This window comes from Flavobacterium aestuarii, from assembly GCF_040049115.1.
In the GTDB taxonomy this organism is placed as follows: Bacteria; Bacteroidota; Bacteroidia; order Flavobacteriales; family Flavobacteriaceae; genus Flavobacterium; species Flavobacterium aestuarii.
On record NZ_JBDLZZ010000009.1, the window covers coordinates 112,547 to 136,948 of the forward strand.

22 protein-coding genes and 1 riboswitch are annotated in these 24,402 nt (G+C 34.6%); of the genes, 20 read left to right on the plus strand and 2 right to left on the minus strand.

Annotation, left to right across the window (positions count from 1 at the left end):
• The first annotated feature begins 51 nt into the window (after positions 1-51).
• From mreC to rodA, 4 genes are read left to right on the plus strand one after another with little or no spacing between them, the layout of a single operon-like run.
• Positions 52-879: a rod shape-determining protein MreC gene (gene mreC, locus ABEG11_RS11510; RefSeq protein ID WP_348824320.1), complete on the plus strand. Its 828-nt coding sequence runs from the start codon at positions 52-54 to the stop codon at positions 877-879.
• Complete coding sequence (locus ABEG11_RS11515) at positions 872-1,378, plus strand: rod shape-determining protein MreD (RefSeq protein WP_348824321.1); 507 nt, start codon at positions 872-874, stop codon at positions 1,376-1,378. The genes mreC and ABEG11_RS11515 overlap by 8 nt, the downstream gene beginning before the upstream one ends.
• Positions 1,375-3,312: a penicillin-binding protein 2 gene (gene mrdA, locus ABEG11_RS11520; protein WP_348824322.1), complete on the plus strand. Its 1,938-nt coding sequence runs from the start codon at positions 1,375-1,377 to the stop codon at positions 3,310-3,312. The genes ABEG11_RS11515 and mrdA overlap by 4 nt, the downstream gene beginning before the upstream one ends.
• Before the next feature lie 14 nt (positions 3,313-3,326).
• Positions 3,327-4,562, plus strand: a complete 1,236-nt coding sequence (gene rodA, locus ABEG11_RS11525; protein ID WP_348824323.1) for a rod shape-determining protein RodA — start codon at positions 3,327-3,329, stop codon at positions 4,560-4,562.
• 95 nt (positions 4,563-4,657) lie between these two features.
• Here rodA and ABEG11_RS11530 read toward each other — a convergent pair whose 3' ends face one another.
• Positions 4,658-5,272, minus strand: coding sequence for a deoxynucleoside kinase (locus ABEG11_RS11530; RefSeq protein ID WP_194641173.1), 615 nt, complete (start codon positions 5,270-5,272; stop codon positions 4,658-4,660).
• A gap of 176 nt (positions 5,273-5,448) precedes the next feature.
• Positions 5,449-6,699, minus strand: coding sequence for a methionine adenosyltransferase (gene metK, locus ABEG11_RS11535; protein WP_348824324.1), 1,251 nt, complete (start codon positions 6,697-6,699; stop codon positions 5,449-5,451).
• Between the two features lie 978 nt (positions 6,700-7,677).
• Between metK and ABEG11_RS11540 the strand changes: the two genes are divergently transcribed.
• The 16 genes from ABEG11_RS11540 (at position 7,678) to ABEG11_RS11615 (ending at position 24,388) form a co-directional block, all read left to right on the plus strand.
• Positions 7,678-7,827, plus strand: a complete 150-nt coding sequence (locus ABEG11_RS11540; protein ID WP_348824325.1) for a hypothetical protein — start codon at positions 7,678-7,680, stop codon at positions 7,825-7,827.
• Between the two features lie 60 nt (positions 7,828-7,887).
• Positions 7,888-9,180, plus strand: coding sequence for an O-acetylhomoserine aminocarboxypropyltransferase/cysteine synthase family protein (locus tag ABEG11_RS11545; RefSeq protein WP_348824326.1), 1,293 nt, complete (start codon positions 7,888-7,890; stop codon positions 9,178-9,180).
• 96 nt (positions 9,181-9,276) lie between these two features.
• Entirely contained in the window at positions 9,277-10,278 is a 1,002-nt protein-coding gene (locus ABEG11_RS11550) for an alpha/beta fold hydrolase (RefSeq protein ID WP_348824327.1), read from the plus strand.
• Positions 10,265-11,371, plus strand: a complete 1,107-nt coding sequence (locus ABEG11_RS11555) for a homoserine dehydrogenase family protein (RefSeq protein ID WP_348824328.1) — start codon at positions 10,265-10,267, stop codon at positions 11,369-11,371. Before ABEG11_RS11550 ends, ABEG11_RS11555 begins: the two co-directional genes overlap by 14 nt.
• 149 nt (positions 11,372-11,520) lie before the next feature.
• Entirely contained in the window at positions 11,521-12,735 is a 1,215-nt protein-coding gene (locus ABEG11_RS11560) for a sterol desaturase family protein (RefSeq protein ID WP_348824329.1), read from the plus strand.
• A 785-nt stretch (positions 12,736-13,520) separates the two neighbouring features.
• Entirely contained in the window at positions 13,521-13,733 is a 213-nt protein-coding gene (locus tag ABEG11_RS11565) for a hypothetical protein (RefSeq protein WP_348824330.1), read from the plus strand.
• Between the two features lie 234 nt (positions 13,734-13,967).
• Positions 13,968-14,076, plus strand: a riboswitch (SAM riboswitch).
• Between the two features lie 72 nt (positions 14,077-14,148).
• Positions 14,149-15,117, plus strand: a complete 969-nt coding sequence (locus ABEG11_RS11570) for an alpha/beta fold hydrolase (RefSeq protein WP_348824331.1) — start codon at positions 14,149-14,151, stop codon at positions 15,115-15,117.
• Between the two features lie 263 nt (positions 15,118-15,380).
• A complete protein-coding gene (gene thrA, locus ABEG11_RS11575) occupies positions 15,381-17,795 on the plus strand; it encodes a bifunctional aspartate kinase/homoserine dehydrogenase I (protein ID WP_348824332.1) in 2,415 nt (804 codons plus the stop codon).
• An 86-nt stretch (positions 17,796-17,881) separates the two neighbouring features.
• Positions 17,882-18,184 (plus strand): hypothetical protein, encoded by a 303-nt coding sequence (locus tag ABEG11_RS11580; protein ID WP_348824333.1) that lies wholly within the window; start codon positions 17,882-17,884, stop codon positions 18,182-18,184.
• 82 nt (positions 18,185-18,266) lie between these two features.
• Positions 18,267-18,698 carry an OsmC family protein gene (locus ABEG11_RS11585; RefSeq protein WP_348824334.1) on the plus strand — a complete coding sequence of 144 codons (432 nt, stop codon included), beginning with the start codon at positions 18,267-18,269 and terminating at the stop codon, positions 18,696-18,698.
• A 112-nt stretch (positions 18,699-18,810) separates the two neighbouring features.
• Complete coding sequence (locus tag ABEG11_RS11590; RefSeq protein WP_348824335.1) at positions 18,811-19,983, plus strand: trans-sulfuration enzyme family protein; 1,173 nt, start codon at positions 18,811-18,813, stop codon at positions 19,981-19,983.
• A 69-nt stretch (positions 19,984-20,052) separates the two neighbouring features.
• The gene (locus ABEG11_RS11595) at positions 20,053-20,571 is read left to right on the plus strand and encodes an alpha/beta hydrolase (protein ID WP_348824336.1); all 519 of its coding nucleotides are present in this window, start codon (positions 20,053-20,055) and stop codon (positions 20,569-20,571) included.
• A 121-nt stretch (positions 20,572-20,692) separates the two neighbouring features.
• Positions 20,693-21,103, plus strand: coding sequence for an RrF2 family transcriptional regulator (locus ABEG11_RS11600; protein WP_348824337.1), 411 nt, complete (start codon positions 20,693-20,695; stop codon positions 21,101-21,103).
• A 160-nt stretch (positions 21,104-21,263) separates the two neighbouring features.
• Positions 21,264-21,965 (plus strand): phosphoadenylyl-sulfate reductase, encoded by a 702-nt coding sequence (locus ABEG11_RS11605; RefSeq protein ID WP_348824338.1) that lies wholly within the window; start codon positions 21,264-21,266, stop codon positions 21,963-21,965.
• A 122-nt stretch (positions 21,966-22,087) separates the two neighbouring features.
• On the plus strand, positions 22,088-22,987 hold the full coding sequence (gene cysD, locus ABEG11_RS11610; protein WP_348824339.1) for a sulfate adenylyltransferase subunit CysD: 900 nt from the start codon (positions 22,088-22,090) through the stop codon (positions 22,985-22,987).
• A 156-nt stretch (positions 22,988-23,143) separates the two neighbouring features.
• Positions 23,144-24,388 (plus strand): sulfate adenylyltransferase subunit 1, encoded by a 1,245-nt coding sequence (locus ABEG11_RS11615; protein WP_348824340.1) that lies wholly within the window; start codon positions 23,144-23,146, stop codon positions 24,386-24,388.
• Positions 24,389-24,402 lie beyond the last annotated feature (14 nt).

Sequence of the window (24,402 nt, forward strand, 5' to 3'; positions counted from 1 at the left end):
TCCAATAAACGGGATCTTGCGATTATTTAACATTTATTATACAGATAAGAAATGCAGCAAATATTTTCTTTTATTATAAAAAACAGTAATCGAATACTGTTTTTGCTGCTTTTGGGTATTTCATTATCTCTTACTATTCAATCCCATTCTTTTCATAGGAGCAAAATAATTAGTTCAGCTAATTTTTTAAGTGGAAATGTTTACGAAAAAATTAATTCGGTTGAGGAATATCTGCATTTAAGAGAGCAGAATGACGAGCTTGCCAGAGAGAATGCCAACTTAAAAAGCCTGCTGTTCAAAATGCAGGATTCTGCTAAAATTCCTAATCTTGATAGCCTCAAAGGAGTTTTGCCAAAAGATATCATTGTATCTAAAGTAATTCGTAATTCGTATAACGTACATGAGAATTTCTTGACTATTAATTCTGGATCTAAGCTTGGAGTCAAGCCTGATATGGGAGTGATTAATAGTTTAGGAATTGTTGGGATTATAGATAATGTTTCTGCTAATTATGCAACAGTAATAAGTATTCTTAATACACAGTCGCAGATAAATGCAAAAATTAAAAATTCAGATCATTTTGGAACCTTGAATTGGGATGGAAAAAATGCAGGTTTTGTACAGCTTATTGATGTGCCAAGATTAGCTAGTATCAAAAAAGGGGATACCATTGTTACTGGCGGACAATCAGTTATTTTTCCGGAAAACATTGGTATAGGAGTCATCGATAAAATATATATTCCAAGTGATAAAAATCATTATTACAGAATAAATGTAAAATTATTTAATGATATGACTAATCTAGGTCATGTATACATCATTAAGACGGAAAACAGCGAAGAAATTAAAAATTTAGAAAACCAGAGAAAAGATGAATAGCACGTTGTTGGTGAATATTTTTCGGTTTGTGCTCTTATTGGCTTTGCAGATTCTAGTTTTTAATAATATGAATTTTGGAGGCTATGTAAGTGCATTTCCATATATCCTTTTTATAATTCTATATCCAGTAAATGGCAATAAGTTCAATCTTTTGATTGCCAGTTTTTTTTTAGGCCTGATAATGGATTTGTTCTGTAATTCTGGTGGTGTTCATGCTGCTGCCTGTGTTCTTTTGGCTTACTTAAGACCTTCTTTTTTTAAATTTTCATTCGGGCTCAGTTATGAGTATCAGACTGTTAAATTAAATGATGTGTTAACGCCAGAGCGATTCACTTTTATTTTGTTAGCAGTTGTAACGCATAACAGCACAATGTTTTTACTGGAATCTTTTCAGATCTCTTTTATCTTGGATGTTTTGCTTAGGACACTTTTAAGTACATTATTTACCATTTTAATCTGTATTATTCTTATTTATCTTATAAAGCCAAATAAACGATGAGAAAAGTCTTGTTGCCAGCTTTAATTATTATTGGTGCATCTTTGTTAATCATACGTGTCTTTTATTTGCAGATTATTGATGATTCGTTTAAACTGAAATCAGAAAATAATGCCATAAAAATAAAATATGATTATCCCGAGAGAGGTTATATTTATGACAGAAATGGCGTGTTGTTAGTAGCCAATCAGCCTTCTTATGATATCATGGTTATTCCGAGGGAATTAAATAAAACAGATACGCTTGAGTTTTGTAAATTATTGAATATTACCAAAGACGATTTTATCAAAAGGATAGAAAAAGCCAAAGTATATAGTCCAAGATTGCCCTCAGTATTTTTGGCACAATTAAATAAGACTGAGTTTGCGGCCTTTCAGGAAAAAATCAGAAAATTTGAGGGATTTTATTTTCAAAAGCGTTCTTTGCGTGATTATGAGGTGAATTTTGGAGCCAACATTTTTGGATCTATTACTCAGGTTAATGATAAGCAGATTGAAAAAAATCACTATTATAAAAGTGGAGATTTGATTGGAAGACAAGGGGTAGAAGAAAGTTACGAGGAAATTCTTCGTGGAATTAAAGGAGTTAAATATTTTCAAAAAGATAAATTTAATAGAGAAATAGGTTCCTACAAAGAGGGGAAATATGATACAATTGCAAAACCAGGTGAGGATATAAATCTTACCATTGATGCCGAAATTCAAAAATATGGCGAGCAGTTAATGATAAATAAACGTGGAGGAATAGTTGCTATTGAGCCTCAAAGTGGAGAAATTTTAGCACTTGTTACGGCTCCTTCCTATGATCCTGGAATTTTGGTAGGCAGACAGCGTTCTAAGAATTACACCAAATTATATCGTGACTCTATTGCAAAACCACTTTATGATAGAGGGTTATTGGCAGAATATCCGCCAGGCTCTCCTTTTAAAATAATGACTGGTCTTGTTGGATTGCAAGAGGGAGTCGTAGACGAAGAGACTAAATTTGTATGTAATCACGGTTTTTCTTATGCTCCTGGCCGATTTCAGCGTTGTCATTGCGGTGGCGGTGTATTGGATCTTCATGTGGGAATTTATAAATCGTGCAATGCCTATTTTTCGAACGTGTATTTGAGGACGATTGGAAAATATAAAAGCACCCCTTACTCTGTGGATGTATGGAGTAATCATATTAAAAGTTTTGGGCTCGGGGAGTTTATGGGATATGATTTGCCAACGGGCAGAAGAGGAAAAATCCCGACTTCCAAAACCTATAAAAGAATGTATCCAGGATGGGGTTATAGCGGGAAAACGATTATTTCTAACGCTATAGGCCAAGGGGAAGTATTGGTAACTCCTATTCAATTAGCCAATATGATGGCAACTGTGGCCAATCACGGCTATTATTACACGCCTCATATTATTAAGGAAATAAAAGGAGAAAAAATTGATGCCAAATTCACTACCAAACACGTAACAACTATTGATGAAAAATATTTCCCGCCAATGATTAGCGGATTATTTGATGTTTACAATAGAGGTACTGCTTATGGGTTACGCGTTGAAGGAATTGATATATGCGGAAAAACTGGAACAGCCGAAAATTTTGCTAAAATTGGAGGTAAAAGAGTGCAGTTAAAAGATCACTCTATTTTTGTGGCTTTTGCACCAAAGGATAATCCAAAAATAGCTATAGCTGTTTTGGTCGAAAATGGTGGTTTTGGAGCAACAATTGCAGGACCTATTGCCAGTTTGATGATTGAAAAATATCTTAGAAAAAAAATTACAAGAACTGACTTGGAAAATCGTGTGCTAAATACAAGCTTGCAAAGCAGATATGCAATATTGGGCGGACTTTCAGAAGAAGTTAAAAAAGAATTAAGAATAAAAGATTCTATTGCTCAGAGCAAAGCTAAAGCAGCGCTGCAAAAAAAAATTGACACAACCAAAACTAAATAATACATTCATATCAGATGAAAAATCAAAGTTTATCAAGCAATATTGATTGGATATGTGTCATTATCTACATTGTCCTGGTGGTTTTGGGCTGGTTAAACATATATTCTTCCTCATTATCCTCTACCGATGGAACTTATGAAAAACAAGCCATATTTATTGCTTTAGCAGTTCCTATGATTTTTGTTTTATTGTATATAGATGGCAAGTTTTATGAAAAATATGCCAGTATAATTTTTGTAGTTTCGTTATTATCGCTTGCTGGTCTGTTTGTTTTTGGGAAAACAATTGCAGGACAGCGCTGCTGGTATGGCTTCGGAAGCTTTACATTGCAGCCTTCCGAATTTGCAAAAGCCGCTACCTCATTAGCCATTGCAAAATATCTTAGCGATACACAGATTAACTTAAAAGAAGTAAATAGGCAAATGCAGGCATTGGCTATTGTTTTTTTGCCGGTTATGCTTATTTTGCCACAGCCTGACCCAGGAAGTGCTTTAATATACAGTGTTTTTATTATTGTATTATTTAGAGAAGGCTTGCCTTCGTGGTATGTCTGGACTGGTTTTATAACAATTTTGCTATTTATGCTCACATTGATATTACAGCCTCAATATGTTATTTTAATATCGCTTTTGGTTATTGTTTTAATTCATTATAAATCCCGGATAGCCGATAGGAATATTGTATTAAGCGGTATTCTGTTTGCGATTATTTCTGGTTTTGTTTTATCGGTTAATTATGTTTTTACTAATGTTTTCAAACAGCATCATCGAGACCGATTTAATATATTGTTAGGCAAGGAAGTAGATATGAAAGGTATTGGATATAATACTAATCAATCTGAAATTGCTGTTGGCTCTGGAGGCTGGCTGGGCAAAGGTTTCCTTGAGGGAACACAGACCAAAGGAGGTTTTGTACCCGAACAGCATACTGATTATATTTTTACCACGGTTGGAGAAGAATGGGGATTTGTTGGTTCATTAGTTGTCATTGCGCTTTTTGCAGGATTATTATTGAGAGTCATTTATTTAGCTGAAAGGCAAAAAACAAAGTTCAGCAGAGTATATGGCTATTGCGTTGCCGGTATTTTATTTATTCACTTTTTTGTAAATATTGCAATGGTTATTGGAATTTTTCCAACAATTGGAGTACCATTGCCTTTCTTTTCGTATGGAGGATCGGGATTATGGGGATTTACTATTTTGCTATTCATCTTCATCAAAATGGACGCTAATAAAGTAAATGAATGGTAGTTTTAAAAAATAATCTAAAATTGTTTTGAAATATAGCTAAAAAAATGCCTCGAAATTATTTTTGAGGCATTTTTTTGAGAACTTGGACAAAGGTTTTAAAATAATCCATTGAGTTCTGCATCAATACGGTTGATGATATTTCCTAAATCTTCTGGATTGTCTACAAAATTAATATTGTCTACATCAATAATCATAATTTTTCCCTTATTATAGGTTTGAATCCAGGCTTCATAACGCTCATTGAGTCGGCTTAAATAGTCAATGGAAATGGTGTTTTCATACTCACGTCCTCTTTTATGAATCTGGCCTACTAAGTTAGGAATGGAACTTCTTAAGTAAATTAATAAATCGGGTGCTTTGACAAGTGTTTCCATTAATTCAAACAGTGAAGAATAGTTCTCAAAATCACGGCTTGTCATCAACCCCATAGCATAAAGGTTGGGAGCAAAAATATGAGCATCTTCATAAATGGTTCTGTCCTGAATGATTTTTTTGCCACTCTCGCGAATCTGCATTATCTGGCGAAAACGGCTATTCAAGAAATATATTTGTAAATTGAAAGACCAGCGTTCCATCTGATGGTAAAAATCATCAAGATAAGGATTGTCTACTACTTCTTCAAAATGGGGTTCCCACTTAAAATGTTTGGCTAACAGACGGGTTAATGTTGTTTTTCCTGAGCCTATGTTTCCAGCTATAGCTATGTGCATTACGATGTTACGATTTTATAATTCATTAATTTATAAGATTGTAAAAATAGATAAAAATTAGTTTTGGCAAAGGGAATTATACAACGATTTTGAAATATTAATTTTTGTAAATCCGCCAATTGTCAAAAAAAAACCATTCGATTGCCGAATGGTTTTTTGTATAAAAATTTTAGATTTTACAATCCAAAAGCAGCTTTTACCTGATCTACGAAATCTAATTTTTCCCAAGTAAATAAGTCAACAGTAACTGTTTTAGTTAATCCGCCTGGAGCAGTGAAAGTTTTGGTTACCGTTTCAGGAGTACGTCCCATGTGGCCGTAAGCGGCAGTTTCACTGTAAATAGGATTTCTTAATTTTAATCTTTGTTCGATGAAATAAGGACGCATATCAAAAATAGCTTCTACTTTTTTAGCAATCTCGCCATTAGTCAAATTCACTTTTGATGTACCATAGGTTTCGATAAAAATCCCCATTGGTTTGGCAACTCCAATTGCATATGAAACCTGTACCAAAATTTCGTCAGCAACACCTGCAGCTACAAGGTTTTTAGCAATGTGACGTGTAGCGTAAGCAGCACTTCGGTCTACTTTACTTGGATCCTTTCCAGAAAAAGCACCGCCCCCGTGAGCTCCTTTACCTCCGTAAGTGTCAACAATGATTTTTCTTCCTGTCAAGCCAGTATCTCCGTGAGGTCCTCCAATTACGAATTTCCCTGTTGGGTTGATGTGGTATTGGATTTTATCATTGAATAAATGTGCGTGTTCAGGATTTTTTGCAATGATTCTCGGAATCAATATTTCGATAATGTCTTTTTTGATTTTTGCAAGCATTGCTGCTTCTTCGTCAAAATCGTCATGCTGTGTAGAAATTACGATAGCATCAATACGTGTTGGCTTGTTGTCATCGCTGTATTCTAAAGTAACCTGTGATTTTGCATCTGGACGCAAGTAAGTGATTTCGTTATTTTCACGTCTTAGAATAGCTAATTCCTGTAACAATTTATGAGATAAATCAAGTGCCAAAGGCATATAATTTTCAGTTTCATTTGTTGCGTAGCCAAACATCATTCCTTGATCTCCAGCGCCTTGCTCTTCTTTGCTTGCTCTATCAACACCTTGATTGATATCTGCAGATTGTTCGTGAATTGCTGAAAGAATACCGCAGGAATTGGCTTCAAACATATATTCGCTTTTTGTATAACCAATTTTGCGGATTACTTCGCGCGCAATTTGTTGTACATCTAAGTAAGTATTAGACTTTACTTCGCCTGCCAAGATTACTTGGCCAGTAGTTACCAATGTTTCACAAGCTACTTTTGAGTCAGCATCAAATGCCAAAAAGTTATCGATTAATGCATCCGAAATTTGATCTGCAACCTTGTCTGGGTGTCCCTCACTTACAGATTCTGACGTAAATAAATAAGCCATAATAAATATAAATTTTTAAAATTAATCGAGGAAAAATAATTGCAGGGAATACTAAAGGAGAGTTTCTGCTTTAGCATTTTTTATACTGAAAAATTTTCAGCATTCATAATGAAGTCTTTTCATTATGAAGAGGTTGCAATCAGTTCAAATTTTTCCTCTTGTATTCGGGTGCAAAGGTATGAAACCATTTTGAATTGCAAATTATTCTTCTGTTTTTTTTAATTAATTAAGAGGATTTTAACAATGTATAGTAATTCTATAGAACTTATAATTGTATTGATTCTATCTTGGCATAAGTGAAACCAAAAGAAAGACAGATTCTAAATCTTAAAAATTAAGACCATTAGAAGATTATAACTATCCTTAACTAATACCAAACAGATCGAATTAGTTACAGATTAAAAAGATTTACACAGATTTTCTAAAAAATAGTAATGTAATCTGTGAGAATCTGTGTAATCAGTGTTGAAAATACATGGTATTATTAACGGACAGTCATATAAAAGTGTGTGACTTATTTGGAATTCATTTTAGATGTAATAAATTATAAAAAGTATGAAGATTTGTTTTTTTATGTAGCGGTAAAACAAATTTTCAATAAAAGAATATTTTTTGTATATAAAACTCCTTAAGCCTTGAATTTAAAGAGATTTTTTGAAGATATTCTGATGAATTTTTTGCGCTGGGTCTTTTTTAAAATGTTAAAAAATTTAATTTTTTTTGGTAGTTTGAAAATACTTACTATATTTACTCTATCAAATTAGTCGAGTTAAAAAAATCAAAGAATTTCAATTAAAACAAATTATAATATGAAAACGATTGCAGATAAAATGAGGATGTGCTGTATGATGCGAAAATATGTTTCAAGCTGCTGTTGTCAAAAGTGAAAAGAAGAGTCTTTATATAGTTAAAAACTATAAACCTTTTGGCCAGCCAGCCGAAAGGTTTTTTTATTCCACACTTTTAAAAATTATAATCATGAAAACATTAGATAATCGACAAAACAGCAGCTTAATAGAAGATGTTCAAATAGAAACAGCTCAGCAAAATGAAGAGCTGTATTTAACAGGTCACGAATCATTACTATTCCGAATGTATGATTTAGAAGAGGAAGACCTCTTTGTTTAAAGAAATAAATAAAATACTAATTCAAAATACTAATTAATAATATTAAAAAAATACAAAATCATGAGCACACAAAACTTTGCAACAAACGCATTACACGCAGGACACGACGTAACTAAAAATGGCGGATCTAGAGCAGTTCCAATTTATCAGACCTCTTCGTATGTATTTAATAACTCAGATCATGCAGCCAATTTATTTGGCCTTGCCGAAGAAGGATATATTTATACGAGATTAAATAACCCTACAAATGATATTCTGGAAAAGCGTTTAGCGGTTCTGGAAGGAGGTATTGGTGCAGTGGTTACAGCCTCTGGAGCATCCGCAATATCTACAGCCTTGCTGGTATTGCTAAAAGCTGGAGATCATATCGTGGCATCAAGCAGTTTATACGGCGGAACTTATAATTTATTGAAAGTAACATTGCCAAGATTAGGAATTACAACCACATTTGTAGATGCTACAGATCCAGAAAACTTTACACGTGCGGCAAAGCAAAATACAAGAGCTTTCTTTGTAGAAAGTTTAGGAAATCCAAAATTGGATGTGCTGAATTTAAAAGCGATTTCGCAGGAAGCAAAGGCTTACAAAGTTCCTTTTATTGTTGATAATACAGTGGCTTCTCCTTATTTATTGAACCCAATTGAGTACGGAGCTGATATTGTTATCCATTCTTTAACCAAATATATTTCAGGAAATGGAACTTCCTTAGGAGGCGTTATCATTGATGCAGGAAAATTTGACTGGGCAAATGGAAAATTCCCTGAATTCACAGAGCCGTCTGCAGGATATCATGGTTTAGTATATCACGAAGCATTAGGAAACGCAGCCTTTATTGCAAAAGCACGTATCGAAGGACTGCGCGATCATGGTGCTGCCTTGAGTCCTTTTAATGCTTTCCAGATTATACAGGGATTAGAAACTCTGGAAGTGCGTATTAAAAGACATAGCGAAAACGCTTTGGCACTGGCACAATGGCTAGAGGTTCAGGATGAGGTGGCCTGGGTAAATTATCCAGGGTTGAAATCAAGTAAGTATTATGTGTTAGTACAAAAATACCTTCCAAAAGGGCAAAGTGGTGTCGTAACTTTTGGTTTGAAAGCAGGTTTTGACGCTGCCAAAAAAGTAGCCGATAGCACAAAACTATTTTCAATACTTGCCAATATAGGTGATACAAAATCACTGATTATCCACCCTGCCAGCACCACGCATCAGCAATTGACTGATGAGGAGCAGATTTCAACTGGTGTTACCAAAGATTTAATCAGACTGTCCGTTGGGCTTGAAGATATAGAGGATTTAAAAGCAGATTTAAAAGCTGTTTTTGAAACCATAAAAACGCCACAATTAGCTTAATAATGTGTTTTTTTTGTTAGTAAAACTGCCTTAGCTGCTAGGATTGTCAGTCTAGGGTAGTTTTTACAAAAAATAATTTTTAAAAAATATTCGAAAATGGAAAATTTAGAAAAAATAGATCTCTTTAATTTTGATTTAGAAATAGGAAAACAAAAGGCATACCTCCCTTTGTTTTATAATGTTTTTGGGAGACCGCTGGGCAGTGCTCCTATTGTAGTAGTAAATCATTCTTTGACAGGAAATTCCAAAGTTGCTGGCGAAAAAGGATGGTGGAATGGTATCGTTGGCGAAAACAGAGCAATCGATACTGACTATTTTACTGTAATCGCTTTTAATATCCCCGGAAATGGATATGATGATAATATTGATAATTTAATAGACAATTATCGCGATTTTAGTGTTCGGGACATTGCAAGAATCTTTTGGGAAGGACTATTCTTCTTGAATGTAAAAAATGTTTATGCAGTAATAGGAGGCAGTTTGGGCGGAGCCATAGCATGGGAAATGGCTGCATTACAGCCTGACAAGATTGATAATCTAATCCCAATCGCAACTGACTGGAAAGCTACTGACTGGGTTATTGCCAATGTCTTAATTCAGGACCAGATTCTTAATCACTCTGATGATCCAATAGTTGATGCCCGTCTGCATGCTACTTTGCTGTATAGAACTCCCGAATATGTGAACCAAAGATTTAGAAGAAGCAGATTGGATGAATTGTCAGTGCTGAAAATTGAAAATTGGTTAATTGATCATGGCATTAAATTGAAAAACAGATACCGATTGGCTGCTTATAAATTGATGAATCATCTGCTCAAAACAATTGATATAACTCGAAACAGACCTGATTTCTTAACGGTGGCAAATACCATTGAGAGCAATATTCATCTTGTAACCGTAGATACAGATTATTTGTTTATAGCCGAGGAAACCCGCAAAACTTACAGAGAACTGACTAATAAAAAGCAGAATGTTTTTTATCACCAGATTCAGTCTATTCACGGTCATGATGCTTATCTGATAGAATTCAATCAGCTGTCCGATATTTTGAAGCCAATTTTTAATTTTAGTAAACAGCACCTCTATGCCAGCGCTTAAAATAAATGTAATCCTTTTTGGAATTGGCAGCGTGGGGAGCGCATTGATAAATCAGATTATTGAGAGCCAGCAGTTCTATCTGGAAAAAAGAAACATCGATCTGCGATTTCCAGTAATTACCAATTCTACTTTGGCTTTTTTTGAAAAAGAAGGCGTCAAAAACAGCTGGGAGGCCAATTTCGATGAATTAGCATTTCCTTTTACGATTTCCGATATTGTTGAGTTTGTAAAAAATAAAGAACTTGAAAATGTAATAATAGTTGATGCAACTGAAAGTTCAGAATTAGTCAAACATTACATTCCTTTAATTCAAAACGAATTTGATATTGTTGCAGCTAATCAGAGCGCAAACGTACTGCATATTGATTTTTATAAAGAAATAAGGAGAAACCTAAAAAAGTTTGACAAGAGTTTTTTATATGAAACCAATATCGGCGCAGGAATACCAGTACTGCAGATTATTAGTGATCTGTATTATTCGGGAGAAAAAATAACTAAGATCAGAGGTGTTTTTTCAGATTCGTTAAGCTATATTTTTAATAAGTTTTCATCAGAAGATGTACCTTTTTCTGCAGTATTAAATGATGCAGATAAAAAAGGACTGCTGAATGCTAATTTTAAAGAAGAGCTTTCTGGAATTGGAACGGCAAAGAAATTATTGGTTTTAGCAAGAGAATTGGGCAAGGAGATTGAATTTCTGGATATAAAAATTACATCGCTATTATCACATCGTCTGGAGGAATCAAGCCTTAAGTCAAAATTTTTATCCAGTGCATCAGTGCTGGATAAAGATTTTGAAGTGGCTAAAATTACGCAGCCAGAAAATGAAGTGCTGCGGTATGTTGGAGAAATTTCGCTTCCAGAAAACAAATTTGAAGTCAAATTGGTTTCAGAGCCTGTATCTTCGGCTATTGGCCAGCTAAAAGAAACCGAAACGGTTTATGAAATCTATACTCAATCCCGCAGAAATAATCCAATTGTTGTCCGCGGCGACAATTCAGGCAAAAAGGCAGAGGCCATAGCAAGAGGTATTCTGGTAGATATTTTAAAAGTAAGTGAAAAAATAAAAATAAAAGAAGCAATTTGGCTTTAAGGCCACAAAAAAATCCCAATGAAATGAGCATGATTACAAATTGGCCGTAAATATCTGATGATGATATGCGAAACGTAGTTCGATGATTTTAATAAAATATAAACAGTCATCAATTACACATGACCAATAAAAAACAATAAAATCTACATATGAAATTAAATTATATAGCACTTGCAGTTCCATTTTTTGCAGTATTTATGTTTTTGGAATACTATATTAGTGTAAGGAAAAATAAAAAACTTCACCATTTTAATGAAAGTATCGCTAATCTTAATGTTGGAATAGCGGAGCGTATTGCCGATCTTTTGACTACGGGAACTTTTTTCTTTGTTTTTTCCTGGCTGCATGCAAATTTTTCAATTTTTTCTATTGAATCAACTGCTGTAACTTGGGTGTTACTGTTTTTTGCTACAGATCTGCTCTGGTATTGGTATCATCGGTTTGGGCATACTGTGAATCTTTTTTGGGCATCACATATAGTACACCATCAGAGTGACGATTTTAATTATACGGCAGCAGCCAGAATAACAGTTTTTCAAGCTATAGCCAGAGGACTGTTTTGGTGCGTTTTGCCAATTATCGGTTTTAAACCAGAAATGATAACAATATTGCTGCTAATTCATGGAACCTATCCTTTTTTTACGCATACACAGCTGGTCGGGAAATTAGGCTGGCTGGAATATATTATTGTTACGCCATCGCACCATAGAGTTCATCATAGCAGTAATCCAGAATATTTGGATAAAAACTATGGCGATATGCTGATCATCTGGGATAAAATTTTTGGCACTTTTATAGAGGAAACTACAGAACCTAAATTTGGATTAACAAAGCCACTGGGAAGTTATAGTTTTTTATGGCAGCATTTTCATTATGTATTAGAATTAGCTGTGGCTTTCAGAATGGCGAAAACATTTAGGCAAAAAGCAAAAGTGATTTTGGGGGGGCCAAATGATATTGACGCAAGGATACGATTGCTTCTTGAGAGAAAGTTTTCTAAAGAAACAGTTGCTCCTGATGTCAAATATTCAAAGAAACTGACGAATTCGATTATTGCCAAAACAATTCTAACAATGCTTGTGCTGTTTTTGACAATTCTCTTTTCAGAATTTATAATTGCGTTTAATATTTTCTTAATTACAGTCTTTATTGTTTTGAGTGTAATTGCTACAGGAGCAATGCTGGATCAAAAGAAATGGATTTTCCATCTGGATTTTTTGAGAGGTATTATCATTGGTTATTTGGCTTTTTCTTTTTTTCCAAACCCGCTTTTGCATTTAATTATAGTATTGTCAGGAGGAATAGGGATTTTATTTTACCAGACAATACACTCAAAGTATCAGGAATTCATGTTTTCGGCTTAATTTTCAGCTGATTAGCAGCCAAAAAAAGACAAAATTTTGTTAAAAAAAAGAGGAAAAGACCAATATATGTGTACGTTATTTGTTTAAATTATTGATTTTCAGTAGATTTGTATTTTAACTTAATATATTTTTATTATTAAATTTATGTTTCGTGTTTGGAAAATCAAAAAAAAATTTAGATATTTGTTCAACAAAATAAGAAAAGAGAAAAATGAAATTTAATTTATGCAATATGTCTAAACAAGCCATTCAGGTGAAAACCTGCAGGGAGAGGTATATATAGCATTATTTTTAAATTAAATAATATATAAAAAAACCTCTCAAGCTTATTGAGAGGTTTTTTTTTAAATGTTAAAACAATAATAAGATTAAGTAAAACAATAATTAAGCATGCAGCAGCTCTACACTGATAAGATTACCATTTGCAAGGCAAAGAAGATGAAGAAGACGATGATGCGTGTCAATGCCATGATGACTGCCCGTATTTGTTGATTCCAAAAGAATAAAAGTTTATATACAGCTTAAAACCCTTTTGGATATATGTCTAAAAGGGTTTTTTGTTTTACAGTTGTATAGAAAAAAAAATAAGTTAAAAATAAGATTATGAGTTCTAAAAAAATAAAATCAAATGTATTGCATGCAGCAAGTTTGTCCATTTTCTTCTGTTGTATTAAGCGGGAAAGAGTCCAGCAGTTTTTAGAAAATAAACTCATAATGCAGAATAAGCAGAAAGTAAAAAAATAATATAAGCCTTTAGTAGAAATTAATTTTAAAATTACAAGATCATGAAAACTATATCATACATCATCAAAAATACAGTAGAATTGTTCAAAAGGACAATTACAAAAACTATAAATATCGAGCCATTCAATCCAAAAAAAGAGTTGGATCACCCAAGATTTGACGTGGATGAAAACTTTGACATGAAAGAAAGAAAAGGGAACAATTCTTTATTGTTTCATATGTATTCAAAAGAAAATGGAACTCTTTTTATCTGACACAAAACAGGCGTAAAACTAGAAATTAACAGGTTAAAATTATTTGCCAAAAATTGCACGGATAAAAACACGGAATATCTTTTTGTATAAAAGGAAATGCGTGAGAATAAGTGCAGTCTTTGGCAATTTTTTTAGCGTTGAAGAAAGACTGTTTTAAATTTCAGTTGAATAATTATTTGGTTGTTTCATAAAATTGTGGTTAATTTGCACCGTTAAGTTCAGAAACGTATTGAAATGTTATAAAGAAAGGCAGAGGGATTAGACCCGATGAAGCCTTAGCAACCCTTCGATTTATCGAAGAAGGTGCTGCATTCTACCACGCCCAAACGTGGAAAGATAACACAAAAAAATCATCTAGTTTTTTTTCAGCTTTCTTCATAATATTTCCGGTACAAATCAAAAAAATAATAAAGATTTGAAATTGGAAAATTACCCAACTACAATTACTATACAAAATTTCACTACCGAGAGTGGTGCTTTATATGCTTCAATCAATTTGAGTTATCAGCTTTTTGGTTGTGAATTGCATACCGCACCAATCGTTTTGGTCAATCACGCATTAACTGGAAATTCTCATGTCGTGGGTTCAAAAGGTTGGTGGAATGTCCTTATTGGTGAGAATAGAACGATTGATACTAATAAATATACGATACTTGCTTTTAATGTTCCGGGAAATGGTTTTGACGGAACCATAATCGAAAATTATTTGGATTTTACAGCCAGAGATGTGGCAAGACTTTTTATAGAAGGAATAAAAGCACTTCATATTGAGCAGTTATATGCTATTATTGGCGGTTCAGTTGGTGGAGGAATTGCTTGGGAAATTGCTGGATTGGAACCTAAAATAACAAAACATTTAATTCCGATTGCGACCGACTGGAAATCGACCGATTGGCTGATTGCCAATTGCTTTTTGCAGGAACAGATTTTAAAAAATTCAGCAAAACCAATAGAGGATGCCCGAATTCACGCTATGTTGTGTTACCGAACACCAGAATCTTTTAAAGCGAAGTTTGATCGAACAATAAATGAAGAATTAGCAGTTTTTAATATAGAAAGCTGGCTGAACCACCATGGAGAGAAATTGCAGAAGCGGTTCCAACTTTCGGCATATAAGTTGATGAATCAATTGCTGAAAACAATTGATATTGCCAAAGGCAGGGAATCTTTTATTGCTGTGGCGTCGCAAATAGAAGCAGATATTCATATCATCGGAATCAATTCGGATTTGTTTTTCACGGTAAATGAAAATAAAGCAACCTACGAAACATTGAAAGAACACAAGAAAAACGTAACGTTTCAGGAGATTGACTCCATTCATGGACACGATGCTTTTTTGATAGAATACAAACAACTGGACAGTCTGCTTAAAGGGATTTTTTAGAAGTAAACAGTTTGTGGTTTTTATAAAAGTTATTGATTGGCATTCGCGTGAGGATAATGTTATTAAGTTAAGGTTTTCTAGAAAGACTTTTTCTAAATATAATTCTCGCAAAGACTCGAAGAAGCAAAGAAATTAGTTCTAAACTTTGCGACTCTGCGTCTTTGCGGGAAAGAATTTAAGATTAACTGAAGGTGATCACAAAAAGAAGAAAAAGATATAAAAGATAGTTTGAAACGAATGTTTTGACTTAAAAAAATAAGAGAATGAAGATATTAAAATTTGGAGGAAAGTCTTTGTCAAACGGAGATGGAATCAATAAGGTGGTGGCGATAATCGCCGGTAAAGTAAACAAAGGAGAACAGATTGCGGTTGTGGTTTCCGCGCGAGGAAATGCTACTGATGAATTGGAAGCAATATTGGCTTTGGCTTCAAAAAACGGTAACTATAAACCGCTTTTTGAGGATTTTAAACGTTATCAGCAAGACGTTTATACAGATGTTGATTTGTCTGTGGAGTTCACTAAACTGGAAAAACTTTTTGAAGGCGTGAGCCTGATTGGAGACTACAGTGTCAAAATTAAAGACGAAGTACTATCTAAAGGAGAGTTGATTTCGGCTAAATTATTGACCGCGATTTTGGTAAAAAAAGGCATAAAAGCAAATTTTGCCGACACCAGAGAATTGATTAAAACCGATTCGAATTACGGCGATGCGCAACCAGTAGAACAACTTTCGAAGAAAAATGTGATTGCTTATTTTAAAGAGCATAACGGTGAAACGGTTAATATTGTTACCGGTTTCATTGGTTCTAATAGCAAAAATGAGGCTACAACTTTGGGCAGAAACGGTAGTAATTACACGGCTTCACTGTTGGCAAATTATCTTGATGCCAAAGAACTTCAGAATTATACACACGTTGACGGAATTTATACCGCCAATCCTGATTTGGTTTTTGATGCCAAAAAAATTGATCATTTAACTTTTAATGAAGCGAATGAGCTAGCCAATTTTGGAGCGACAATTTTGCACGCCAAGACAATTATTCCACTGCTGGAAAAAAATATTCCGCTTCGAATTTTGAATACTTTTAATCACGAAAATCAAGGGACGTTGATCACTTCTAATTCTAATAAAGAAGGAATCAAGACACTTTCGGTTCTTGAAAATGTGGCTTTGGTGAATTTAGAAGGAAGAGGATTGCTTGGGAAAACAGGTGTTGATGCTCGTATTTTTAGAGTAATGGGGGATAATGATATTAGTGTAAGTATCATTTCGCAGGGTTCGTCCGAAAGAGGAATCGGAATTGTGGTCGATGCTGATAAAGCGACCCGAGCAATGATTGAATTGGAAAAAGAATTTGAAAATGATTTTTATTCCAAGGATGTCAACAAAATTTCGGTGACAGATAATGTTTCGGTGATTTCGATCATTGGGCAGGATTTGAGTACGTTTCACAAACCTTACACGGCTTTAATTAAAAATAAAATTGTTCCTATCCTTTTCAACAACACTGTTACGGGTAAAAACGTGAGTTTGGTGGTGAAAAAAGAGGAACTGAACAAAGCCTTGAATGTGATTCACGGTGAGATTTTTGGGGTTTCTAAAAAAATTAATATCGCGATTTTTGGTCATGGATTGGTTGGAGGAACTTTGATCAATCAGATTTTAGAATCACAAGATGCAATCGAAAAACGTAAAGGCATTAAACTGAATGTTTTTGCCATAGCCAATTCCAAAAATGTGCTTTTGAATAAAGATGGAGTTTCGCCAAACTGGAGAAATGAAATTCAAACTAATGGCGTTTCTTATACCATTGATGATGTTATTGCTTATGCCAATGACAATCATTTGGAGAACTTGATCGCTATTGACAATTCGGCAAGTAAATCTTTTGTTGAGAATTATATCAAACTGGCAGAAAATAGTTTCGACTTAATTTCGTCTAATAAAGTGGCCAATACTTTGAGTTATTCATTTTACAAAGAATTGAGACAAGTATTGGAAGAAAACCAAAAAACGTATTTGTATGAAACCAATGTTGGTGCCGGTTTACCATTGATTGATACGATAAAATTATTGCACCTTTCGGGTGAGAATATCACTAAGATAAAAGGAGTTTTCTCGGGAACTTTGAGTTATTTGTTCAATAATTTCTCTGCAAAAGATGTTCCGTTTAGCGATATTTTGAAAGAAGCCATCGATAACGGTTATACGGAACCAGACCCAAGAGAAGATCTTTGCGGAAATGACGTAGGCAGAAAATTATTGATTTTAGCAAGAGAATTAGACTTGCAGAATGAGTTTGAAGAAATCGCTATTCAGAATCTAATTCCGGAGCATTTACGTGAAGGAGAGGTCTCTGATTTCTTGAATAAACTGAAAGAGTTTGACCCGATTTATGCTAAAATTAAAGCTGACCAACAACCCAATCACGTATTGAGATACATTGGAGAATTATCTGGGGATCTGCAAAACGATAAAGGAAACTTGGAAGTGAAACTGGTTTCGGTACCAAAAGACACCGCTTTGGGCGGATTGAAAGGATCGGATTCTTTCTTCGAAATTTATACAGAATCCTATGGTGATAGACCGATTGTTATTCAGGGAGCTGGTGCAGGATCGGCAGTTACGGCGAGGGGTGTTTTTGGAGATATTTTGAGATTGTCGGATAAAGGGTAGATGATTTCAGATTGCAGATTTTAGAACTTAGATTTAAGATTTTTTGAAACGAAATAATTTTTATTGTAAAAATAAAATTTCAGCAAATGATATTTATAACGCAGTTAATATATATAATTGAAGGTCAGGAAGAAGTTTTTCATCAGTTTGAAGACATCGCCATTCCAACGATTTTGAAATACAATGGACAATTATTGCTTCGAGTACGGCCGGATGAAAAAAGTTATATCGAGAGCAATATTGAGAAGCCGTATGAAATTCATTTGGTGGAATTTGCCTCAGAAGAAGATTTTGAGAATTTCAAACACGACGAGGAACGAAAAAAGTTTCTTCATTTGAGAGATCAGTCCATAAGAGCAACGCTAATGATTAAAGGAGCTAAACTTTGATTTTTATAAAATAATAATAATTTAAAACAAGGCTTGCCTCCGGTCTTAAATCCCTCTTTTTTGGAGGGATGGGAGGGTAAAAATGAAAATAACATTAGACAGAGTAAACGAAAATTTCCATTTTGAATTAAAAAACGAACGCGGTCACATCGTCAATGTAGATGCAAGACCAGAGTTTGGAGGAAATGATATGGGACCAAGCCCGATGGAATTAGTATTGATGGGTGTTGCAGGATGCAGCGGAATCGATATGATTTCGATTTTGAAAAAACAGCGTCAGGAAATCACTTCTTTCAAGGCTGAGGTTGAAGGTGAGCGCGTTCAGGTTGGAGAAGCAAAACCATTTAAAGATATTTATGTAGTTTTTTCTTTGGAAGGAAATATTAAAGAAGATAAAGCAGCAAAGGCGGCACAATTATCTTTTGATAAATACTGCTCGGTTTCCAAAACTGTGGAGCCAACAGCCACGATTCATTACAAAGTAGTTTTGAACGGAAAAGAATTAGAGAAGTAGTCATTAATAAAAACAAACACAAATTACACGAATTTACACAAATCTGTTTGCGAAATTTAAAACAATATAAATTAGTGCAAATTAGTGCAATTCGTGTTAAATAACAAAAGACATGAGCGAACAAGAATTTGGGTTTGAAACCCAAGCCATACGTACCCATTTAGAAAGAACACAATATCAGGAACATTCAACACCATTATACTTGTCTTCAAGTTTTGTTTTTGAAGATGCTGAGGATATGAGAGCTTCTTTTACTGAAGAAAAAGTGCGAAATATTTACAGCCGTTTCAGCAACCCAAACACAACCGAATTTGTAGATAAAGTTTGTGCAATGGAAGGAGCCGAGGCTGGTTATGCATTCGCAACAGGGATGGCGGCAATTTACTCTACTTTTGCAGCATTGTTGGAGTCTGGTGATCACATTGTATCTGCAGGCAGCGTTTTTGGTTCTACTCATGCGCTTTTTATGACGTATTTCCCAAAATGGAAGATAGAAACCAGTTATTTCGATATCAATCAGCCAGAAACAATCGAAAGTTTCATTAAACCAAATTCAAAAATTTTATATGTAGAAACACCAACTAATCCAGGTGTTGACGTAATTGATTTGGAATTTTTGGGAGCTATTGCCAAAAAGCACAGCCTGATTTTGATTGTTGACAATTGCTTTGCTACGCCTTATATTCAACAGCCTATTAAGTATGGTGCGCATATCGTTGTGCATTCAGCAACTAAACTGATGGATGGTCAGGGACGCGTTTTAGGCGGAATCGCCGTTGGAAATGCCGATTTGATTCGCAAAATATATTTATTCTCAAGAAATACAGGACCAGCAATGTCGCCATTTAATGCGTGGGTATTGTCCAAAAGTTTAGAAACTTTGTCAGTTAGAGTTGACAGACATTGCGAAAACGCACTGAAAGTAGCTGAGTTTTTAGAAAGTCACCCAAATGTAAACAGCGTGAAATATCCTTTCTTGAAATCACATCCAAAATATGGTGTTGCCAAAAAGCAAATGCTTTTGGGTGGAAATATTATTGCTTTCGAAATCAAAGGAGGAATTGATGCAGGACGACAATTCTTGGACAAAATCAAATTGTGTTCACTTTCGGCAAATATTGGTGATGTGAAAACTATTGTAACACATCCCGCATCAACAACGCACAGCAAATTGTCTGTTGAAGAAAAATTGGCAGTAGGCATTACCGAAGGGCTGGTACGTGTTTCAGTTGGTTTAGAAACCGTCAAAGACGTAATTGCTGATTTGGAGCAGGCGCTTTCGTAAAGACTTAGAATTATAACAATTGCCCACGGTTTCAGCCGTGGGTTTGTTGATTTTAAGCCATTCTTTAATATGAAACCAAGACTAATCATTTTATCGGATTTATGGGGAAAAGAAAAATCAGATTGGGTTTCGATTTATATTGAATTATTGGAAGAGAAATTCGAAATTCAATATTATGACTGCTGTGAATTGGCAGAAATTGACAAAACCGAATATTTCGAAGAAAACCTCCACAGTCAGTTTATTAATGGCGGGATAGAAAAAGCTATCGCCAATCTTTTGAAAAAAGAAAAGGATCAGGTTGTAGTTCTTGCATTCAGTATTGGCGGTACAATTGCATGGAAAACAGCTTTGGAAGGACTGAATATTAGAAGTTTTTTTGCTGTTTCATCAACACGTCTGCGTTATGAGAATGAAACACCAACGGGAAGAATAAAACTTTATTATGGAGAAAATGACCGCAATAAGCCAAATAATGATTGGTTTCAAAAACATTCAATAGCTCTTGAAATCATAAAAAAGAAAGGACATAGTTTTTATACAGATAAATATTTCGCGATTGAAATCTGTAATGAAATTTTAAAATAATTTCATACAATTGACTTACAAAAGGATAAAGTTTGTAGTTTCGCAAATATATTTTAAGAGCGATTATTTATTTAAATTAAATCAAAAATCTGTAATCGTTAATCTGCAATCTTAGATCATTATGCTTTCAAAGAAAACAAAATACGGAATAAAAGCACTGACTTTTTTGGCGCGCCAGGAAAATAATAATCCTGTCCAGATTGCCGAAATCGCCAAAAATGAACATATTTCGATTAAATTTCTGGAAAGTATTTTGTTATTGCTTAGAAACTCCGGTTTTCTTGGTGCCAAAAAAGGAAAAGGCGGTGGTTACTATCTGATAAAAGACCCAAAAGACATCAGTATGGCCAAAGTATACCGCATCCTTGAAGGTCCCATTGCCTTGCTTCCTTGCGCAAGTCATAATTTTTATGAAAGATGTGATGATTGTGATGACGAAATAACCTGTGGCGCACGCCGTTTAATGACTCAGGTTAGGGACAATACACTCAAGGTTCTTGAGAATAACACTCTGGCAGACATTGCATTCTAAATTATAAAATTTATTTAAAAATAATTTTCAATTTAAAAAAAAGTAGTACTTTTGCAAAGTAATCTAGTAACCCGATAGGGTAATGGATTTAAAATAAAAAATCAAATCCGCCTTCCCCCTCTCCTTTGGAGAGGGATGGGTGAGGAAAACGAAAATAAAAATGAGCATAGAAATAGCAAATACTTTATTGGAAAAAACGGCCGGTTTCTCTATTGAGGAAATTTTGGCTTTTTTAGCTGATGAGTACAAAGGGAAAGTGATTTTTTCGACTTCATTTGGACAGGAAGACCAAGTTATAACTGCAATGATTGCCAAGAATGAATTGCCAATTAGCATTTTTACATTGGATACTGGAAGATTGTTTCAGGAAACCTATGATGTTTTTCATAGAACGGTAAAAAAATACAAAGTAGCTATTCAAACGTATTTTCCTGAGGCCAGTGACGTGGAGAATTTGTTGAATACAAAAGGACCAAACAGTTTTTACGAATCGGTGGAGAATAGAAAAGAATGCTGTTTTATTCGTAAAGTGGCTCCGTTGACCAAGGCTTTAAAAGGAAATGAAATTTGGATTACTGGTTTAAGAGCCGAGCAGTCTGAAAACAGAAATGACTTGAAAGCTTTTGAATATGATGCGCATTTCAATATCATAAAATTCAATCCACTGCTGAAATGGAGTCTGGAAGATGTTCAAAAATATATTGATGAGAATAATGTGCCTCAAAATGCTTTGCACAAAAAAGGTTTCGTAAGCATTGGCTGTGCGCCTTGTACCAGAGCAATTGCAGAAGGGGAGGACATCAGGGCAGGAAGATGGTCTTGGGAATCGAGTCATAAAGAATGTGGATTACATCAAAAATAAGAAGGCAGATTTTAGAATTCAGATAACAGAAAATAGAATAAAGAAATAAACGAACGAAGTTCCATCCAGTCTCCCCTCTCTTTTGGAGAGGGGTTGGGGGTGAGGTTTTAAACAAAATACAAATGAGTACTATATTAAAAACAAATGCTTTAGAAAGCGAAGCAATTTACATATTCAGAGAAGTAATTTCTCAATTTGACAAACCGGTTTTGCTTTTTTCAGGCGGTAAAGATTCGATTACATTAGTGCGTTTGGCACAAAAAGCATTTTTTCCAGCAAAAATTCCTTTCCCGTTATTGCACGTAGATACTGGACATAATTTCCCTGAAACAATTGAGTTCAGAGATAAATTGGTTGCTGAATTAGGATTGGAATTAATCGTTCGTAATGTACAGGACGCTATCGATTCAGGTAAAGTAGTTGAAGAGTCTGGAAAATATTCAAGCAGAAACAGCTTGCAGACGACTACACTTTTGGATGCTATTGATGAATTTAAATTTGATGCCTGTATAGGCGGAGCGCGTCGTGACGAGGAAAAAGCTAGAGCAAAAGAGCGTATCTTCTCTGTTCGTGATGATTTTGGCCAATGGGATGAAAAAAACCAGCGCCCTGAATTGTTTGACCTTTTGAACGGAAAAATCGAAAACGGACAAAACGTTCGTGTTTTCCCAATTTCAAACTGGACAGAATTAGATGTTTGGAGTTATATTGAACAAGAGCAGATCGAAATTCCATCGATTTACTTTTCACATAAACGTAAAGTTTTTTTGAGAGACGGTTTAATTTGGTCACACTCTCCTTTTGTGTACCAAGAAGAAGACGAACAAGTCGAAGAGAGAATTGTTCGCTTCAGAACCGTTGGGGATATGAGCTGTACCGCTGCTGTTGAATCGTATGCAGCAACTATTCAAGAGGTAGTGGGCGAAATTCGTTCTTCTACCATTTCTGAAAGAGGAGCCAGAATTGATGACAAACGTTCTGAGGCAGCGATGGAAAAAAGAAAACAGCAAGGTTACTTTTAGTTGATAGTTGATGGTTTTTGGTTGATAGTTTCAATTTCGTCAATGACCATCTTTAAAATTCAACAACTAAATCTAATAATTAATTGTTGTTAGGTGATGAATAAAAAGGAGTAGTTTGAACTCCATCAACTAACAACCATCAACTAAATAAAAAGAATGGAAGTTTTAAAAATAGCAACAGCAGGAAGCGTAGATGACGGAAAAAGTACTTTGATCGGAAGATTATTGTATGATACACAATCATTGACTACAGATAAATTAGAAGCAATAGAAAAAAGCAGTAAGCAAAAAGGGTATGATTATCTTGATTTTTCATTGGCTACAGATGGTTTGGTAGCCGAGAGAGAACAAGGAATTACAATTGATGTTGCTCATATTTATTTTTCGACTGCCAAAAAAAGCTACATCATTGCCGATACTCCAGGCCACGTGGAATATACAAGAAACATGGTTACAGGAGCTTCGACTTCGCAGGTTTCAATCATTTTGATTGATGCTCGTAAAGGAGTTATTGAGCAGACTTACCGTCACTTTTTTATCAATAATTTATTGAGAGTAAAAGATGTGATTGTTGCCGTAAACAAAATGGATTTGGTGGATTATTCGGAAGAAGTTTTCAATAAAATTAAAGCTGATTTTCAGGCATTAAATGCAAAAAGCTCATACAAAGAGCAAAACGTAAGCTACATTCCGTTGAGTGCTTTGACTGGAGATAATGTGGTAGAAACTTTAGGAAAAATGCCTTGGTATACAGGACAAACAATCCTACAGCACTTGGAAGCACTGGAATCAAAAGATATTTATGATAATGGAAAAACCCGCTTTCCTGTACAAACTGTAATTCGTCCAAAAACGGAAGAATACCACGATTTTAGAGGATACGCTGGTAAATTATATGGAAATTCTATCAAAGTTGGTGATGCAGTAACCGTTCTTCCTTCTTTGACAGAATCAACAGTTACTAATATTCACTTTTTTGATCAGCAATTTGATGAGGCCAAAGCTGGCTCTTCCATCACTATCGAATTGGAAAATGATATTAATGTAACAAGAGGTGATATGATTGTAAAGTCAGATGAGCTTCCAAAAGTTGAAAAAGATATCGAAACTACTGTTTGCTGGATGGACAGCAAAAAGTTAGTAGCTGGAGCTAAATACTTTGTACAGCACAATACCAACAGAGTGTTGGCAAAAATCGACAGCGTGAAAAATGTAATCGCTACTGATTATTCTGGTTCAAAAGAAGCTTCTCAATTGGGTATTAATGAAATCGGTGAAGTAAACATCAAATTGAGCAAAGCCATTTATTTTGATGCTTATACAGAAAATAAATCAAACGGAGCGTTTATCCTGATTGATGCATCGACTAACACAACTGCAGGAGTAGGTTTTATTAAATAGTTGATTGTTGATGG

Bases quoted from the DNA above. Each gene is read 5' to 3' on its own strand.
- mreC (WP_348824320.1), top strand. From the start codon at position 52: ATGCAGCAAATATTTTCTTTTATTATAAAAAACAGTAATCGAATACTG.
- ABEG11_RS11515 (WP_348824321.1), top strand. From the start codon at position 872: ATGAATAGCACGTTGTTGGTGAATATTTTTCGGTTTGTGCTCTTATTG.
- mrdA (WP_348824322.1), top strand. From the start codon at position 1,375: ATGAGAAAAGTCTTGTTGCCAGCTTTAATTATTATTGGTGCATCTTTG.
- rodA (WP_348824323.1), top strand. From the start codon at position 3,327: ATGAAAAATCAAAGTTTATCAAGCAATATTGATTGGATATGTGTCATT.
- ABEG11_RS11530 (WP_194641173.1), bottom strand. From the start codon at position 5,272: ATGCACATAGCTATAGCTGGAAACATAGGCTCAGGAAAAACAACATTA.
- metK (WP_348824324.1), bottom strand. From the start codon at position 6,699: ATGGCTTATTTATTTACGTCAGAATCTGTAAGTGAGGGACACCCAGAC.
- ABEG11_RS11540 (WP_348824325.1), top strand. From the start codon at position 7,678: ATGAAAACATTAGATAATCGACAAAACAGCAGCTTAATAGAAGATGTT.
- ABEG11_RS11545 (WP_348824326.1), top strand. From the start codon at position 7,888: ATGAGCACACAAAACTTTGCAACAAACGCATTACACGCAGGACACGAC.
- ABEG11_RS11550 (WP_348824327.1), top strand. From the start codon at position 9,277: ATGGAAAATTTAGAAAAAATAGATCTCTTTAATTTTGATTTAGAAATA.
- ABEG11_RS11555 (WP_348824328.1), top strand. From the start codon at position 10,265: ATGCCAGCGCTTAAAATAAATGTAATCCTTTTTGGAATTGGCAGCGTG.
- ABEG11_RS11560 (WP_348824329.1), top strand. From the start codon at position 11,521: ATGAAATTAAATTATATAGCACTTGCAGTTCCATTTTTTGCAGTATTT.
- ABEG11_RS11565 (WP_348824330.1), top strand. From the start codon at position 13,521: ATGAAAACTATATCATACATCATCAAAAATACAGTAGAATTGTTCAAA.
- thrA (WP_348824332.1), top strand. From the start codon at position 15,381: ATGAAGATATTAAAATTTGGAGGAAAGTCTTTGTCAAACGGAGATGGA.
- ABEG11_RS11580 (WP_348824333.1), top strand. From the start codon at position 17,882: ATGATATTTATAACGCAGTTAATATATATAATTGAAGGTCAGGAAGAA.
- ABEG11_RS11585 (WP_348824334.1), top strand. From the start codon at position 18,267: ATGAAAATAACATTAGACAGAGTAAACGAAAATTTCCATTTTGAATTA.
- ABEG11_RS11590 (WP_348824335.1), top strand. From the start codon at position 18,811: ATGAGCGAACAAGAATTTGGGTTTGAAACCCAAGCCATACGTACCCAT.
- ABEG11_RS11595 (WP_348824336.1), top strand. From the start codon at position 20,053: ATGAAACCAAGACTAATCATTTTATCGGATTTATGGGGAAAAGAAAAA.
- ABEG11_RS11600 (WP_348824337.1), top strand. From the start codon at position 20,693: ATGCTTTCAAAGAAAACAAAATACGGAATAAAAGCACTGACTTTTTTG.
- ABEG11_RS11605 (WP_348824338.1), top strand. From the start codon at position 21,264: ATGAGCATAGAAATAGCAAATACTTTATTGGAAAAAACGGCCGGTTTC.
- cysD (WP_348824339.1), top strand. From the start codon at position 22,088: ATGAGTACTATATTAAAAACAAATGCTTTAGAAAGCGAAGCAATTTAC.
- ABEG11_RS11615 (WP_348824340.1), top strand. From the start codon at position 23,144: ATGGAAGTTTTAAAAATAGCAACAGCAGGAAGCGTAGATGACGGAAAA.